Origin of the sequence: Sphingomonas abietis (genome assembly GCF_027625475.1) — a bacterium.
GTDB lineage: Bacteria > Pseudomonadota > Alphaproteobacteria > Sphingomonadales > Sphingomonadaceae > Solisphingomonas > Solisphingomonas abietis.
In genome coordinates, this window is record NZ_CP115174.1 from 4,102,778 (window position 1) to 4,117,868 (window position 15,091).

A 15,091-nucleotide genomic window follows, 5' to 3' on the forward strand; every position below is an offset into this window, starting at 1 on the left:
CCGTCCGGCGGATCAGATGGCGCGCCTGATCATTGCTGCTAAGTGATATGGATCATGCGGCTGTATTGGAGCGGCTGATGGGTGTGATCGCGTTCGCCGATGTTGGGAAGCTGGCACTCGTCACCCTTGCGGTCGCCGGGACGGCCAGCGTGCCGGGGCCGTCGCACGCGTCCACACCGATCACAATGCTTCCCAACCAGCTTTGCGGGCGTTCGGTGCCCGGGGAAATCAATGTTTGCGGCTCAAGGCTGAAACGCGCGGACGTAATACGACTTCACGATCTCGCGACTTGCCTCGCATCCCAACACGAAAAAAGCAGTCGGGAGGCGCTTTCGGCCTACATCCAATCGGCCGATCTTTCCCGTTTTCAGTCGATCTTTGCGTCGGACAACAGCTGCAAATCCGGTGGCGGCTTGCATGTCAGCCCGATTCTTCTGAGCGGCGCTTTCGCCGAGGCCCTGCTTGTTGCCGGATCGCCGAGAGCATCATCTCATGGCACGCCGCTCACGCCCGCTCCGCTGCTTCCTCAGGATGGAATGATGTCATGCTTCATGGCCTCGGGCAGCGCTGAGGCCATGACGCTCGTCAAGACCCCGCTCTATTCGCGCAGAGAGCAGGCGGCAGTCGCCAATGTGACCGCAAGGCTGCGAACCTGCCTGCCAGCTGGCGCCCAGGTTCGAACGAACCTCGCGGCCTTCCGCGCGGTCATCGCCATTCGTCTGTTTGCCCTAAGCTCGCATATGGAAACGGATTTCGCACCGATTTCGATAGGCCCTGCAGAGCAGCCGCCGCGCATTTTGCGAGACCAGAGCGCGGTTATGCAAACGAACCCGCTGGCATTGCCCGCGCTGACCATCAGATTTCACCAAAAATCCGACAAGACTGGGGACTCGACCAAAAAGATCACTCATGTGGATCCGAACATGCCTGATGAGGCATGGATCGACAAAAGAATGGCGCAAGATCCCATGACGCAGACCGGCCCCGAGACGGGCGAGAGCACGGCCATAATGCCGGACTCGCCTCCCCAATAGGATTGCATCCGCAACAGCCTGCGATTGTCGACAAGGAGCCCGGCGCGGCATTCGGCCAGGAGCCCGGAAACGCAGCTTCTCTGGGGTTTCTGCCTAACAACCGCCACGCCATAAGGATGTCAGGTCAGGTCAGGCCAGGCTGCGGCTGACCTGCTCGAACACGTCCTTGCTCAGCCCCGGCGTCGCGACGATCCGTTCCAGTTGCGCCTTCATCAGCGCCGAACGGGCAGGCTCGAACCGACGCCAGCGGCCGAGCGGCGGCACCAGCCGTGCCGCCGATTGCGGGTTCAGCGTATCGGCCGCCAGAATCATGTCCGCCACGAAGCGATAGCCCCGCCCGTCGGCCGCATGGAAGGCATATTGGTTGGCCGCGAACGCCCCGACCAGCGACCGCATCCGGTTCGGATTGGCGAGGGTGAAATCCGGGTGCCTGGCGAGGCGTTCGACCGCGTCCGCCGTATCCTCGCGCATCGCAATCGCCTGCGTGGTGAACCATTTGTCCAGCACCAGCGCATCGTTGCGGTAGCGATCGTAGAAGGCGGCCAGTGCCGTCTCGCGCTCGCCCGACAGCCCGTTGGCGAGCACGCCGAGCGCGCCCTGCCGATCGGTCATGTTGTCGGCGCCCTCGAACTGGGCCAGCGCCAGCGCCGGCACATCGGCCGCGCCGCAAGCATCGAGATAGCCGAGCGCCACGCTGTGCAGCCGGCGCAGTCCCTTGGCGGTCGGGGTATATTCGAAGCGGTTCGCGGCGGTGGCGGCGTAGGTCGCCCGCCATTCCGGCTCCAGCTCCCGTCCGAGCCTCTTCCTCAGCGAATCCCGTGCCCGGCGGACGGCGGACGGATCGACCACCGGCAACTGATCGCCCAGGAAGGATTCGCTCGGCAGCAGCACCGCCTCGCCGATGAAGGCGGCATCGAGCGCCGGATCGGTCAGCGTCTCGCGCACCGCGGCGACCACCGCCGCCTCGTCCGCCTGCCCGCCGTTGATCGCCGCGACCAGCGTATCGACCATCAGCTGCTGCATCGCCTCGAAGCGCGCGAAGGGATCGTCGTCATGCGCCGAGAGGAAGGCGAGATCGGCGGCGCTGCGGTTGGTCTCGACGATCACCGGCGCCGAGAAGCCGCGGTTGATCGAGAGCACGGGCGGTTCGTCCACGCCCTCGAACAGGATTTCGGTCGCCTCGTCGCCGAGCACATGCACGCGCTCGGCCACGATCGGCGTGCCGCTGTCGGCGCCGAACAGCGCGATCCGCAGCGGCAACGGCATCGGCAGCTTGTCCGGCTGGCCGGGCGTCGCCGGGACGGTCTGCGCCAACGTCAGCCGGGCGGTGGCGGTGCCGGCCTCATGCTCCAGCGTGGCGCGCACCCGCGGCGTGCCCGCCTGCGCATACCAGCGGCGGAAATCGGTGAGATCGGCGCCGTTGGCATCCTCCATCGCGCGGACGAAATCCTCGCAGGTCGCCGCCGTGCCGTCGTTGCGCTCGAAATAGAGATCAGTGCCGCGCCGGAAGCCCTCGGCCCCCAGCATGGTGTGCATCATGCGGATGACCTCGGCGCCCTTGTTGTAGATGGTCGCGGTGTAGAAGTTGCTGATCTCCAGATAGCTATCCGGGCGGATCGGGTGCGCCAGCGGGCCGCCATCCTCGGGGAACTGGGCGGCGCGCAGCACCCGCACATCCTCAATCCGCTTGACCGCGCGCGATCCCTGGTCGGCGGAGAATTCCTGATCGCGGAAGACGGTGAAGCCTTCCTTCAGGCTCAGCTGGAACCAGTCCCGGCAGGTGACGCGGTTGCCCGACCAGTTGTGGAAATATTCATGCGCCACCACGCCTGCGATCGCGTCGTAATCCGCGTCGGTCGCGGTCTCGGGGTCGGCGAGGATGTAGCGCGAGTTGAAGATGTTGAGGCCCTTGTTCTCCATCGCGCCGAAGTTGAAGTCGGCCACCGCCACGATGTTGAAGATGCCGAGATCATATTCGCGGCCATAGACCTGCTCGTCCCACGCCATCGACGCCTTGAGCGCGGCCATCGCATGATCGGTCTTGGGCAGGTCCGCCTCGCGCACCCAGATGCCGAGCTGCACGGCGCGGCCGGACAGGGTGGTGAAGCTGTCGCGATTGGCCTTGAGATCGCCGGCGACCATCGCGAACAGATAGCAGGGCTTGGGGAAGGGATCATGCCACTCGGCCCAGTGCCGGCCCTCCCCGGCGTCACCCTCGCCGACCAGATCGCCATTGGCGAGCAGCACCGGATAGAGGGTGCGATCGGCGGTCATCTTCACGGTGTAGCGCGAAAGGACGTCGGGCCGATCGGGGAAGAAGGTGATGCGGCGAAAGCCTTCCGCCTCGCATTGGGTGCAGAGCAGCCCGCCGGAGGCATAGAGCCCCATCAGCTGGGTGTTCTTCTCCGGGCTGATCGCGATGTCGGTTTCGACCACATGCGCCGCACCGGGCAGATCGATGAGCAGCTGATCGTCCACGATCCGCCATGCGCCTTCATCCAGCACATGGCCGTCGACCGTCACCGAGGACGGCACCATGCCCGGTGCGCCATCGAGCGCCAAAGGCCCGCCCAGGGCACCCTCGGCGGCGTTGCGCTCGACCTCCAGCCGGGCGCGCACGCGCGTCTCGGCGGCGGCGAGATCGACATCGAGATGGATCGTCGGCACCCGCCACGCGGGCGGGCGGTAATCGCGCCGGAGGATGGGAGCGGGCGGGGTCGCGATGGCGCTGTGCTGATCCATAAGAAGGCTTCTAGGCATGGCCCGGCGCGGTTACAACGGGTCGACATGGCGGCGATCCTGATCTTTGGTCTCGGCTACACCGCCTCCCGCCTCGCGGCACGGTTGCGGGGCGAGGGCTGGAGCGTGATCGGCACGCGCCGCGCCGCCGACGCCGGGGCGGTCGCCTTCGATGACGAGGATGCCGTCCGCATCGCGATCGCCGGCGCCACCCACATCCTCTGCTCGGTGCCGCCGGACGCTCACGGCATCGATCCGGTGATCGACCGCTACGGCGCGCTGCTGGCGCAGCAGGCGCGCGGCTGGATCGGCTATCTCTCCTCGACCGGAGTCTATGGCGACACCCGCGGCGCCTGGGTGGACGAAAGCGCGCCGACCGGCACCGGCCGCCGGTCCGCCCGCGCCGATGCCGATCGCGCGTGGCAGGCGCTGGCGACGCATCTGTTCCGCCTGCCCGGCATCTACGGCCCCGGCCGATCGGCGCTGGAGCGGGTGGCGACGGGCCGCGCCCACCGGATCGACCTGCCCGATCAGGTCTTCAGCCGCATCCATGTCGAGGACATCGTGGACGCGATGATCGCGTCGTTCGACGGGCCGCGCGGCGTCTACAACATCGCCGACGATCGACCCTGCAGCCAGAATGCGGTGATCGAGGAGGCCTGCCACCTGCTCCGCCTGCCCGCGCCGGCGCTCCAATCGCTGGACGGGGCCGGGCTGTCACCGATGGCGCGGGGCTTCTATGCCGAGAACCGTCGCGTCGCGAACGGCAGGGCCAAGCGGCTGCTCGGCTGGCGCCCGCGCTTTGCCGATTATCGCGCCGGCCTGGCCGACTGCTTCGCCCGCAGCGCCACCAGCAGCCCGACGATCGACAGCACGCCGCCGACGGCGGCCGGGATCGACCAGCGATAGCCCTCGAACAATGTCGACAGCAGCATCGCCAGCACCGGGCTCAGCACGCTCGAATAGGCGGCCCGCCCCGGCCCGATCGCGCGGATCACCACGAAATAGCAGCTGAACGCCAGCGCCGACCCGATCAGCCCCAGATAGAGCGTGCCGAGCCAATAGGCCGGATGCGGATCGATCACCGGCGGGCCATCCATCCACCACGCCGTGCCCGCATCAAACACCCCGCCCCAGGCCATGCCCCAGGCGATCAGCGTCGCGACCGGGATCGCGCGGGCCTGCGGCGCCGCCTGCATCACATTGGCGATCGAGGAGAACAGCACGCCGGCCAGCGACCAGCCGATCCCGATCCACAGGGCATGGCGCGACAAGGCCGCGCCGGCGGCGGCCACGTGCATCTCCTGCGCGAACAGCAGCGCCACCCCGATCATCGCCACCGCCGATCCGATCAGGAAGGCGCGCGACACGCCCTGCTTGAGGAAGATCCATGCCAGCAGCGCATTGGGCACGATCAGCAGGGCGAACAGCACCGCCACCAGCCCCGACGTCACCGTCACCTCGGCGATGTAGACCGCATAATAATTGAGCGCATATTGGGCGATGCCGTAAATCGCCGCGAAGCCGTGCTGGCGCGCGTTGAGGCGGAGCGAGGCGCCGGTAAAGCGGGCATAGGCCATCATCGCCACGCAGGCGATCAGGAAGCGGTAGGTGACCGACCAGGCCGGCGGCACCGCGCCGAGCTGGAACCGGATCACCAGCCAGGTCGACGACCAGACCAGCGTGCAGACGATGAACGGAATGGCGATCTTCGCCCGCGTCCCCGCATCGACCGGGCGGGCCCCCGCGAGCGCCTCGCTCATGATCCGAACGTGCGGATCGCGGCGGCCAGCGCGTCGATCTCGGCCTGCGGCTGATCCCAGGAGGTGACGATCCGGGCCTCGCCCACGCCCCAATCATAGAAATCGAAGCCCTGCGCGCGCAGCGCCGCGGCCTCGTCGGTGGTCAGGCGCAGGAAGATTTCATTGGCCTCGACCGGCAGCACCAGTCGCGAACCGGCCGCACCCGCGATCGTCGCCGCACCGGCATTGGCGGCGCGGCCATTGTCGAGCCAGCGATCCGCCTCCAGCAGCGCCAGCACCTGCGCGGCCTGATAGCGGCCCTTGGAATTGAGATGCCCGGCGCGCTTGCGCCGCATCTTCGCGACGTCGGCCCATTCCTGGCGGAAGAAGATCAGCATCTCGGCCGACAGCCCGCCATTCTTGACGAAGCCGAAGCTCAGCGCATCGATGCCGGCGCGCCATGTCACGTCGCCCGGATGGCCGCCCAGCGTCGCCATCGCATTGGCGAAGCGCGCGCCATCCATATGGAAGCCGAGGCCGAGTTCCCTGGTCGCCTCGCCGAGCGCCGCCACCTCGTCCGGCGTGTAGACCAGCCCATATTCGGTCGCGTTGGTGATCGAGAGCGCGTGCGGCTGGACCTGATGGACGTCGGGGCGGATCGCGCGGCGACCGGCCCGCACCGTCTCGGGCGTCAGCTTCGCGCCTTCGCCCTCCAGCGGGATCAGCTTGGCGCCATGGGTGTAGAATTCCGGCGCACCGCCCTCGTCGGTGTTGATATGCGCCTCGCGGTGGCAGAGCACGCCGCCATGCGGCGGCACCATGCTGGCGAGCGCGAGGCAGTTGGCGGCAGTGCCGGTCGATACCCACATCGCCGCGCAGTCGGTGCCGAACAGATCGGAGAAGGCGCCATCGAGCGTCCGGCTCAGCGCATCGCCGTCATAAGCGGTATCGACATGGTTGGCGGCGACCATCGCCTCCAGCACGGCGGGATGGACGGCGGCGGCGTTGTCGGAGAAGAAGCGCATGGCCGTGCCATGAGGGCGGCGGGGCGCGCCGTCAACATCGCGTGGTTGACTCCGCCCCATCCTTGCCCGAGCGCGGACCAGAGCAGCATGGAGGCATCATGAGCGGCTGGACGATCGGGATCATCGGCGGCTCCGGCCTCTACACCTTGCCCGGGCTGGAAGAGATCGCCCGTCATGACGTGACGACGCCGTGGGGGGCGCCCTCCGACACCATCGTCGAAGGCCGTATCGGCACCACCCGGCTTCTGTTCCTGCCCCGCCACGGCGCCGGCCACCGCATTCCGCCGTCCGAGATCAATGCCCGCGCCAATATCGATGCCCTGAAGCGGCTCGGCGCGACCGATCTACTCGCCATCTCCTCGGTCGGCTCGCTGCGCGAGGAATTGCCGCCCGGCCGCTTCGTCGTGGTCGATCAGTTCATCGATCGCACGGTGGCGCGGCCGGCGAGCTTCTTCGGCACCGGGCTCGTCGCCCATGTGTCGCTCGCCGATCCGACCTGCCCGCGCCTGTCCGCCTTCGCGGCGGCCGCGATCGAGCAGGCCGGCGGCGATGTCGCGCAGGGCGCCACCTATCTGGCGATGGAAGGCCCGCAATTCTCGACCCGCGCCGAAAGCCTCACCTATCGCACGCTCGGCGCCGACATCATCGGCATGACCGCGATGCCCGAAGCCCGCCTCGCCCGCGAGGCGGAGCTGCCCTATGCGCTGATCGGCATGGTCACCGACTATGATTGCTGGCGCGAGGACGAGGCCGGCGTCGTCGCCACCGACATCGTCGCGCAGATGCACGCCAACGCCGCCACCGCGCGCCAGCTCATCCAGATATTGGCGACGGCGTTGCCCGAGGACCGCACGCCGTCGCCGATCGACACCGTGCTCGATCAGGCGATCCTGACCGCGCCTGCCGCGCGCGATCCCGCCTTGCTCGCGAAGCTCGACGCGATCCTCGCCCGCGTCACATCCAGTCGCGATATTTGAACCACCACACCGGCAGGATGGTGGACAGCACCATCAGCGCAATCGCGAACGGATAGCCCCAGGGCCAGGCCAGTTCCGGCATGTTGTGGAAGTTCATGCCATAGACGCCGGCGATCAGCACCGGCGGCACGCCGGCGACCGACACCACGGTCAGCACCTTCACGACATCATTCTGCTCGATCGAGATGAAGCCGGTCGCCGCATCGATCAGCAGCCCGACCCGGCCGGTCAGCGAATTCTCGAACTCGTCGAGCGATTCGATGTCATGCTTCACCGACACCAGCCGGTCGTGAAGCGCCTGCTCGATCTTCGGCTCGCAGCGATCGAGCACGAAGCTGGCGATGCGCCCGATCGCCAGGAAGGCATGGCGCACCTTCACCATCTGCTCGCTGGCCAAGCCGACGCTGACCATCAGCCCGCGCAGGCGCCGCGTCTCATGGCCGAGGCGATGCTTCTTGCTGTCCTTCTCCGGCTCGCGGAAGATCGCGTGGCTGGCGCTGGCCAGTTCCTCGGCCACCCGCTCCAGCCGATCGGCCGAGCGATCGACGATATCCTCGAGCAGCCGGACGAGGATCTCCTGCCCGGTCACGGCATGATCGCCCTTCTCGATCGCCTCCAGCACCTGATCGAACGCCGTCATCTGGCAGAAACGCACTGTCACCAGCGCGTCCGGCAGCAGCAGGAAGCCGGTCGGCGAAAGGACGCCGATATCCTCATGCCGCGCGATCAGCGGCGCCGACATGATCAGCCGCCCCTTGATCGAGCGCAGCCGGCTCGACGCCTCGATCTCGGAAAGCTGCGCGCGGGTCGGCAGATGCACCTCGAAGCGCTTCTCGACCTGGGCGATCTCCTCGTCGGTGGGTTCGCACAAATCCGCCCAGATCGCCTGATCGAGGGTCGTCTCTTCGCCATTTTTGCCGATCAACTTCAACATTCGGAACGCTCGTACATCATGGTCTCCTGGGACAGCCGCGACCGGACCCTCGATCGCCGTTATCCGGCGAACCCAACGCGTGGCCAGGCGTTGCGAGCCCATTCCATAAAATCGAACAATGGGCCCGATATTATCCGAGTATTCAGGCAGGCCGTCCTTTTCCATATATCGCCGCAAGACAGGCGGCGGCATCGAGCCGCCGCCCCGGAGAGAAAGGACGTTTTCGATGATCGAGCTCCGTCCCTTCGCCAGCCTCGGCGGCGAAAATCATGGCTGGCTGAACGCGAAGCATCATTTTTCGTTCGCCGGCTACCATGATCCGGCCCGGATGAACTGGGGCAATCTGCGCGTCTGGAACGACGATGTGATCGCCCCCAGCAGCGGCTTCCCGCCGCATCCGCATCGCGACATGGAGATCATCACCTATGTCCGCACCGGCGCGATCACCCACAAGGACAGCCTCGGCAATATCGGCCGCACCGGCGCCGGCGACGTGCAGGTGATGTCGGCCGGCACCGGCATCACCCACGCCGAATATAATGTGGAGGACGTGGCGACCACGCTGTTCCAGATCTGGATCCTGCCGACCCGCGGCGGCGAGAAGCCGAGCTGGGGCGCCCGCCCCTTCCCCAAGGGCGATCGCGCCGGCAAGTTCGTGACGCTGGCTTCGGGCTTCGCCAATGACGACGATGCGCTGCCGATCCGCACCGACGCCCGCGTCGTGGCGGCGACGCTGAAGGCCGGCGAGACGGCCGACTATCCGCTGGGCAAGGATCGCCGCGCCTATCTGGTGCCCGCCACCGGCGCGGTCGAGATCGAGGGCGTCCGCGTCGAGGCCCGCGACGGCGCCGCGATCAAGGATGTCGAGACGCTGCGCGTCACCGCGATCGAGGACAGCGAACTGGTGTTCGTCGACGCCGCCTGATGGTCTAGAGATACGGAAGCGGCCACCCCCTCGCCGCTTCCGCGTCGGTTGCCGCCCCCCCCTCCCTGGCCCCGGCGGCCACCCTGTTCGAAGGAGCATGCCCGATGACCCTGCGCGCCCATGACGTCGATGGCGTCGAGATGGTGATCCTGCCGCCGACCCGCGATCTGGGCGACGGCTTCTCGGTGCGGCGGGCGCTGCCTTCGGCGCATCGCCGCATGGTCGGCCCCTTCATCTTCTTCGACCAGATGGGGCCGACGGCCTTTCGCGGCGGTGACGGGCTCGACGTGCGCCCGCACCCGCATATCGGGCTCGCCACCGTCACCTATCTGCTCGACGGCGAGATCATGCACCGCGATTCGGTCGGTTCGGTGCAGGCGATCCGCCCCGGCGAGGTCAACTGGATGACGGCGGGATCGGGCATCGTCCATTCCGAACGGACCCGCCCCGAGCTGCGCGCCGCCGGCCCCAGCCTCTACGGACTCCAGACCTGGGTGGCGCTGCCCAAGGCGCAGGAGGAGGCCGCACCGGCCTTCTCGCACCACAAGGCGCACGACATTCCGTCGATCGAGGCCGACGGCGTGACCCTGACGCTGATCGCCGGCACCACGGACGGGCTGCGCTCGCCGGTGCCGACCTTCTCCGACATGGTCTATGCCGACATCCTGCTGGCGCCGGGCGCGCGCTATCAGCTGAAGGCCGAGCATATCGAGCGCGCCCTCTATGTGCTCGAAGGCCAGATCAGCGTGGAAGGCCAGACCGGCCGCTTCGTGCCGCATGAACTGGTGGTGCTGAAGCCCGGCGCCGAGGTCGTGCTGCGCGCCGATGGCGGCCCGGCCCGGCTGATGCTGGCCGGCGGCGAGCCCTTTCCGGAAGCGCGCTCGATCTTCTGGAACTTCGTCTCCAGCGATCCCGAGCGGATCGAACAGGCCAAGGCCGACTGGCGGGCGCGCCGCTTTGCCGACATTCCCGACGAGAGCGATTTCATCCCGCTCCCGGACGAACCCAAGCCGGTTCACTACCCCTGAAAACGCCCTTCCCGCGACGCCGGAATGCGACCAGACGACATGTATTTGCGGATGGTTCGCATGACGAAAGCGGCGATCGGTGATATCGAACCGCATCCGAAACGATGTGTGTCGCTTACCATGTTGGTTACGCTTTTTTCTACTCCGAGACAGCGCCGATTGGCGCACAACAAAGCCATATTCGCCGCCAAGAGGCATGGCGAAAGAGGGCCGGCGATCCTTCGGATCAAGGCGCGGTTGACCCATTCCCGCTATCGGCATTTCGTTTACCTGCTCGCGAGCCGGAAAAATATTCGGGATCCCGGCCCGATACATCCCTGAGGCGATAGACGCCGGCCGAAGCCGGGCGGTCATCGCCCCGGATTGGGCGGGGTGCGGGGCCGGCCGATACCGGCCCCTTGTCGGCGAGCACCGGATCAGGCGCGGCGCTGCCTGTTCGCTCCGCTTGTCTACACCCGCGAAATTGTCGATGGACGGCGCTTCGGCGCGGCGGAATAAGCCGCGCGGAATGGGATCGCCGGCCGCGCGCACGCGGCTGGGCCCCGAGCAAGAAAGACGCCTGCCGCGATGCCCCTGCCGATGCGATACCGGATGACGCCCTGCAGGGGCCCTGTCGCCAGACATCGGCGGCTGGCGCTGGCATTCCTGCTGACCGGCATCGCGGCGAACATGCCCGCCGCGACACGGGCCGAAACGGGGGACGACGCCACCACCGATACGACCGTCGACCCCATCCGCGTGATCGGCCATCCCGATCCCGAGGGCCTGCTGCCCGAGCAGACCGCACCCAAGGCGGTCAGCGCGATCGCGACGGCCTTCATCGAGAAGCAGGCGCCGACGCTCAATGCGTTTCAGCTGGTCAATCTGCTGCCCGGCGCCAATGTCGCGTCCAGCGACCCCTACGGCCTGTCCAGCACGTCCAGCCTGACCCTGCGCGGGCTGGGGCAGGACGAGATCGGCGTGCTGATGGAGGGCGCGCCGCAGAACGACATCGGCTATTATTATGCCTATCCGTCGCAATTCGCCGATACCGAGAATGTGCAGCAGATCGCGCTGAGCCAGGGGGCCGTCGATATCGATTCGCCGATCGTCAACGGCGCGGGCGGGCTGCTGTCGCTCAGTCTGGACGATCCCAAGTCCAAGCGGCAGGCGCTCGTCGATCTGTCGCTCGGCTCCTATAACGAGCGGCGCGCCTTCGTGCGGATCGACAGCGGCGCCATTGGCGATACCGGCATCAGGGCCTTCCTGTCCTATTCCAACAACCATGCCGACAATTGGCGTGGCGCGGGCCATGATCTGCGCCAGCATGTCGACGCCAAGATCCTCAAGGAATGGGGCGACGGCAACCGCGCCAGCCTGTCCTTCTCGTTCAACGACGCCGACACGTCGACCTACCCCAGCCCGACCCTCTCCGACTGGCAGGCCAATGGCCGGGGCTATAATTACGACAAGCATTATAGCGATGGCGACACCAATTACTGGCGGCTCTACCGCAGCCCGTTCCGCAACGAATATCTCTCGGCGCCGGTGCATGTGAAGCTGAGCGACGCGCTGACGTTCGACAATGTCGCCTATCTCCAGTTCGGCTACGGCAACTCGCCTTATGGTACGCAGTTGACCAGCACCGGCAATTATCTCGGCACCGAAGAGATCACCCAGCCGATCGCCCTGCCCGGCGCCGTGGACGGCACCGCCACCGTGCTGGGCAATTATATCGGCAAGCAATTCCGCTCCGGCGACGTCGGCAAGCTGACGCTGACTGCCGGCGCGCACAGGCTGACGGCGGGCTTGTGGTTCGATTACGGCACTGACCACGACGTCGAGAGCTTCACCGCGATCGACGGCAACGGCCGGCCGATCGACCCATGGGGCTATGCCAGCCATGCGATCCGCACCGCCGATGGTCGACTGCTGACGCTGGAGGACGAACGCACCATTAATGTCGTCAAAGGCTTCTTCCTCGCCGATCACATCACCGTCTCGCCGCGACTGACGGTGGATATCGGTTTCAAGGGCGTCGATGTGCTTCATCATGGCCGCAACAACCTGCCCGGCCCGCAGACCTCGGTGCGGTTCGACAGCTTCGCGGCGCTGCCCCGTGCGGCGCTGCATTACCGGCTGGACGGTCGCAGCCAGTTCTTCGCCAACGTCACCACCAACTTCCGCGCGCCCGACGAATATACGCTCTACGACAGCTATGATGGCGGCGCCCTGGCCGGACAGGGCACGCGATCGCTGAAGAATGAATATTCGATCAGCGAGGAGATCGGCTATCGCTATACCGGTGCGAACATCTCGGCCTCGGCGACGGCCTTCCACTATCATTTCCGCAACCGGCAGCTGGCCACCGTCGTCGGCGACGCGCTCATCAATTCCACCATCAACGCCGGCCGCCAGACATCCTATGGCGTCGATGGCGAACTCGACTGGCGCCCCGCCGCCGGGATCAGCTTCTATGCGTCGGGCGAATATCTCCACGCCCGCATCGACGACGATCTGCCGGTCGGCGGCGATTTCCTGCCCACCAAGGGCAAGCACGCGGTCGAGAGCCCGACCGTCCAGCTCGGGCTGGGCGGCACCTATGACCGGCAGCGGCTGTTCGGCAGCTTCGCGCTCAAATATGTCGGGCGGCAATATGCCACCTTCATGAATGACGAGAGTATCAAGGGCTATGCCACCCTCGATCTGTCGATCGGCGTCCATCTGAGCGGCCCGGCCGAGGCAAAACGCACCGATCTGCGGCTCAACGCGATCAACATCACCAATCCGCATGTCCTGTCCGGCGTCGAGGCGATCACCACCAACGCCCATGACACGTTCGGCACCAACGGGTCGCTGATCGCCGGATCGGCGCCGGCTTATTATATCGGCAGCGGCCGCGCCTTCGTCGTCACCCTGTCGCGCCAGTTCTGAACGGGGGGCGAGGCCGATGGCGGATACCCACCTCGTCCACGGCATGGGCACCGGCCTGACCGCGCCGAGCTGGCCACCGATCCGGCGCGAGGAGGCCGAGGCCATCCTCGCCATGTTCCCGGCCGCTGGCGTGTTGGAAAGGCTGGAGTGGCATTCGCCCCGGCCCTTCTCCTCGGCGACGCTGGCCCGCACCAGCACCGGCGATGTCTTCCTCAAGCGCCATCATCGCCGGCTCCGCACCCCGGCACAGCTGGCCGACGAACATGCCTTCATGGCGCATCTCGCCACGCGAGGCCGGGCGGTGGCGCAACCGATGCGCACCACCGCCGGCGCCACCGCGCTGGCCGAGGGTGAGTGGACGTGGGAGGTTCACCGCAAGGCCGCCGGACGCGATCTTTACCGCGACCGACACTCCTGGACGCCGTTCCTCGATCTCGCCCATGCCCATGCGGCTGGCGCCGAACTGGCCCGGCTGCACATCGCCGCCGAGGGATTCTCCGCGCCGGCACGGCCGCGCCAGCCGCTGGTCAGCAGCTTCACCATCCTGCCCGCCGATGATCCCCTTGCCGCAGCCGAAGCCTATGTCGCGGCGCGGCCGGCGCTGGCCGGCTTCTTGGCCGGCAAGGCCTGGCGCGCGGACCTCGCCCGGTTGTTCGCCGCGCTTGGCGCCGAGGAGCTCGCGCCCGCTTTGTCCGCCCAGCCGCCGCTATGGACGCATAATGACTGGCACCCCTCCAACCTGCTGTGGGACGAGGCCGGCGGGGTCGCGACCATATTCGATTTCGGCCTCGCCGACCGCACCTGCGCGCTGCACGATCTGGCGACCGCGCTGGAACGCACCGCGATACGCTGGCTGGAACTGGATGCCGGCCCAGACGCCGCGATCGCCGAACCGGATGCGGCGCGCGCGCTGCTCGCCGGATACGCATCGGTTCGCCCGCTCGGTGACGAGGCGCTCGCGCTGCTGACCCGGCTGCTGCCGCTCGTCCATGTCGAGTTCGCGCTATCCGAAGCGGACTATTTCCGGGGCGTGCTGGGGCGGGATGCGGATGCCGATCTCGCCTGGCAGGGTTATCTGGTCGGCCATGCCGAATGGTTCCTGTCGCCGGCAGGGCAATCGCTGCTCGAGGCGATCGGCCCCGATCCCGCAGAACGACGCCGGCGGCTGCCTTGATGTCCCCGCTCGAAATCGCCGCCGTCATCATCAGCTTCCTCGCCATCTGGCTGACCGCACGGCGCCACATGCTGTGCTGGCCGGTCGGGCTGCTCAGCTGCGCGCTGTATTTCAAATTGTTCCTCGACGTGCGGCTCTATGCCGACATGATGCTCCAGATCCTGTTCGGCCTGTCCGTCCTCTATGGCTGGTGGGCCTGGTATCGCGACCGGGACGGCGCCGGCGAGGTGATCATCCGCCGCCTGTCCCGCACGCAAGCGGTAGCGGGGCTGGCGGCCGGCGCCTTGGGATCATGGGCGATCGGCTGGTTCACCAGCCATTATACCGACGCATCGCTGCCGTGGATCGACGCGACGCTCAGCAGCTTCAGCCTCGTCGCCCAATATTGGACGGCCCGCCGCTATCCGGCCAATTGGCTGCTGTGGATCGTGGTGGACGTGATCTATGTCGGCATGTTCCTGTTCAAGGCGCTCTGGCTGACCGCCGGCCTCTATGCGGCGATGATCGCGCTCGCCGCGATCGGCTATGCGCGCTGGCGGAAGATCGCCCGCAACCGCCCCACAGAGGGCGGCACGGGCGCCTGACACCCGCGCCGCCGCT

At 67.1% G+C, this 15,091-nt stretch carries 13 protein-coding genes; 9 read left to right on the top strand and 4 right to left on the bottom strand.

What is annotated here, in order from left to right:
- Positions 1 to 77 precede the first annotated feature (77 nt).
- A complete protein-coding gene (locus tag PBT88_RS19315; RefSeq protein WP_270076916.1) occupies positions 78 to 1,034 on the top strand; it encodes a hypothetical protein in 957 nt (318 codons plus the stop codon).
- A 129-nt stretch (positions 1,035 to 1,163) separates the two neighbouring features.
- On the opposite strand, the gene pepN is transcribed toward PBT88_RS19315, so the two are convergent.
- Positions 1,164 to 3,776 (bottom strand): aminopeptidase N, encoded by a 2,613-nt coding sequence (gene pepN / locus PBT88_RS19320; RefSeq protein ID WP_270076917.1) that lies wholly within the window; start codon positions 3,774 to 3,776, stop codon positions 1,164 to 1,166.
- A 45-nt stretch (positions 3,777 to 3,821) separates the two neighbouring features.
- Here pepN and PBT88_RS19325 point away from each other — a divergent pair, with 45 nt between their 5' ends.
- Positions 3,822 to 4,682, top strand: a complete 861-nt coding sequence (locus tag PBT88_RS19325; RefSeq protein ID WP_270076918.1) for an SDR family oxidoreductase — start codon at positions 3,822 to 3,824, stop codon at positions 4,680 to 4,682.
- Here PBT88_RS19325 and PBT88_RS19330 read toward each other — a convergent pair.
- The gene (locus PBT88_RS19330; protein WP_270076919.1) at positions 4,583 to 5,536 is read right to left on the bottom strand and encodes a DMT family transporter; all 954 of its coding nucleotides are present in this window, start codon (positions 5,534 to 5,536) and stop codon (positions 4,583 to 4,585) included. The genes PBT88_RS19325 and PBT88_RS19330 overlap by 100 nt on opposite strands.
- Positions 5,533 to 6,540 carry a threonine aldolase family protein gene (locus tag PBT88_RS19335; RefSeq protein ID WP_270076920.1) on the bottom strand — a complete coding sequence of 336 codons (1,008 nt, stop codon included), beginning with the start codon at positions 6,538 to 6,540 and terminating at the stop codon, positions 5,533 to 5,535. The genes PBT88_RS19330 and PBT88_RS19335 overlap by 4 nt, the downstream gene beginning before the upstream one ends.
- Positions 6,541 to 6,638: 98 nt before the next feature.
- Between PBT88_RS19335 and mtnP the strand changes: the two genes are divergently transcribed.
- Positions 6,639 to 7,517: an S-methyl-5'-thioadenosine phosphorylase gene (gene mtnP, locus PBT88_RS19340; RefSeq protein WP_270076921.1), complete on the top strand. Its 879-nt coding sequence runs from the start codon at positions 6,639 to 6,641 to the stop codon at positions 7,515 to 7,517.
- On the opposite strand, the gene PBT88_RS19345 is transcribed toward mtnP, so the two are convergent.
- Positions 7,495 to 8,451 carry a CorA family divalent cation transporter gene (locus tag PBT88_RS19345; RefSeq protein ID WP_270076922.1) on the bottom strand — a complete coding sequence of 319 codons (957 nt, stop codon included), beginning with the start codon at positions 8,449 to 8,451 and terminating at the stop codon, positions 7,495 to 7,497. The two genes, mtnP and PBT88_RS19345, sit on opposite strands and share 23 nt — an antisense overlap.
- A 226-nt stretch (positions 8,452 to 8,677) precedes the next feature.
- On the opposite strand from PBT88_RS19345, the gene PBT88_RS19350 reads away from it, so the two are divergent.
- The 6 genes from PBT88_RS19350 to pnuC all read left to right on the top strand — a co-directional run bounded on the left by PBT88_RS19350 (position 8,678) and on the right by pnuC (position 15,075).
- Complete coding sequence (locus tag PBT88_RS19350; protein WP_270076923.1) at positions 8,678 to 9,376, top strand: pirin family protein; 699 nt, start codon at positions 8,678 to 8,680, stop codon at positions 9,374 to 9,376.
- Between the two features lie 104 nt (positions 9,377 to 9,480).
- Positions 9,481 to 10,404, top strand: a complete 924-nt coding sequence (locus PBT88_RS19355; RefSeq protein WP_270076924.1) for a pirin family protein — start codon at positions 9,481 to 9,483, stop codon at positions 10,402 to 10,404.
- 60 nt (positions 10,405 to 10,464) lie between these two features.
- Positions 10,465 to 10,725: a hypothetical protein gene (locus tag PBT88_RS19360; RefSeq protein ID WP_270076925.1), complete on the top strand. Its 261-nt coding sequence runs from the start codon at positions 10,465 to 10,467 to the stop codon at positions 10,723 to 10,725.
- A gap of 270 nt (positions 10,726 to 10,995) precedes the next feature.
- Entirely contained in the window at positions 10,996 to 13,317 is a 2,322-nt protein-coding gene (locus PBT88_RS19365) for a TonB-dependent receptor (protein WP_407696481.1), read from the top strand.
- 16 nt (positions 13,318 to 13,333) lie between these two features.
- A complete protein-coding gene (locus PBT88_RS19370; protein WP_270076926.1) occupies positions 13,334 to 14,491 on the top strand; it encodes a phosphotransferase enzyme family protein in 1,158 nt (385 codons plus the stop codon).
- Entirely contained in the window at positions 14,491 to 15,075 is a 585-nt protein-coding gene (gene pnuC / locus PBT88_RS19375; protein WP_270076927.1) for a nicotinamide riboside transporter PnuC, read from the top strand. Before PBT88_RS19370 ends, pnuC begins: the two co-directional genes overlap by 1 nt.
- The last annotated feature ends 16 nt before the right edge of the window (positions 15,076 to 15,091 follow it).

Excerpts from the sequence above, each read along its gene's own strand:
- PBT88_RS19315 (WP_270076916.1), top strand. The coding sequence starts at position 78 with ATGGGTGTGATCGCGTTCGCCGATGTTGGGAAGCTGGCACTCGTCACC.
- pepN (WP_270076917.1), bottom strand. The coding sequence starts at position 3,776 with ATGGATCAGCACAGCGCCATCGCGACCCCGCCCGCTCCCATCCTCCGG.
- PBT88_RS19325 (WP_270076918.1), top strand. The coding sequence starts at position 3,822 with ATGGCGGCGATCCTGATCTTTGGTCTCGGCTACACCGCCTCCCGCCTC.
- PBT88_RS19330 (WP_270076919.1), bottom strand. The coding sequence starts at position 5,536 with ATGAGCGAGGCGCTCGCGGGGGCCCGCCCGGTCGATGCGGGGACGCGG.
- PBT88_RS19335 (WP_270076920.1), bottom strand. The coding sequence starts at position 6,540 with ATGCGCTTCTTCTCCGACAACGCCGCCGCCGTCCATCCCGCCGTGCTG.
- mtnP (WP_270076921.1), top strand. The coding sequence starts at position 6,639 with ATGAGCGGCTGGACGATCGGGATCATCGGCGGCTCCGGCCTCTACACC.
- PBT88_RS19345 (WP_270076922.1), bottom strand. The coding sequence starts at position 8,451 with ATGTTGAAGTTGATCGGCAAAAATGGCGAAGAGACGACCCTCGATCAG.
- PBT88_RS19350 (WP_270076923.1), top strand. The coding sequence starts at position 8,678 with ATGATCGAGCTCCGTCCCTTCGCCAGCCTCGGCGGCGAAAATCATGGC.
- PBT88_RS19355 (WP_270076924.1), top strand. The coding sequence starts at position 9,481 with ATGACCCTGCGCGCCCATGACGTCGATGGCGTCGAGATGGTGATCCTG.
- PBT88_RS19360 (WP_270076925.1), top strand. The coding sequence starts at position 10,465 with ATGACGAAAGCGGCGATCGGTGATATCGAACCGCATCCGAAACGATGT.
- PBT88_RS19365 (WP_407696481.1), top strand. The coding sequence starts at position 10,996 with ATGACGCCCTGCAGGGGCCCTGTCGCCAGACATCGGCGGCTGGCGCTG.
- PBT88_RS19370 (WP_270076926.1), top strand. The coding sequence starts at position 13,334 with ATGGCGGATACCCACCTCGTCCACGGCATGGGCACCGGCCTGACCGCG.
- pnuC (WP_270076927.1), top strand. The coding sequence starts at position 14,491 with ATGTCCCCGCTCGAAATCGCCGCCGTCATCATCAGCTTCCTCGCCATC.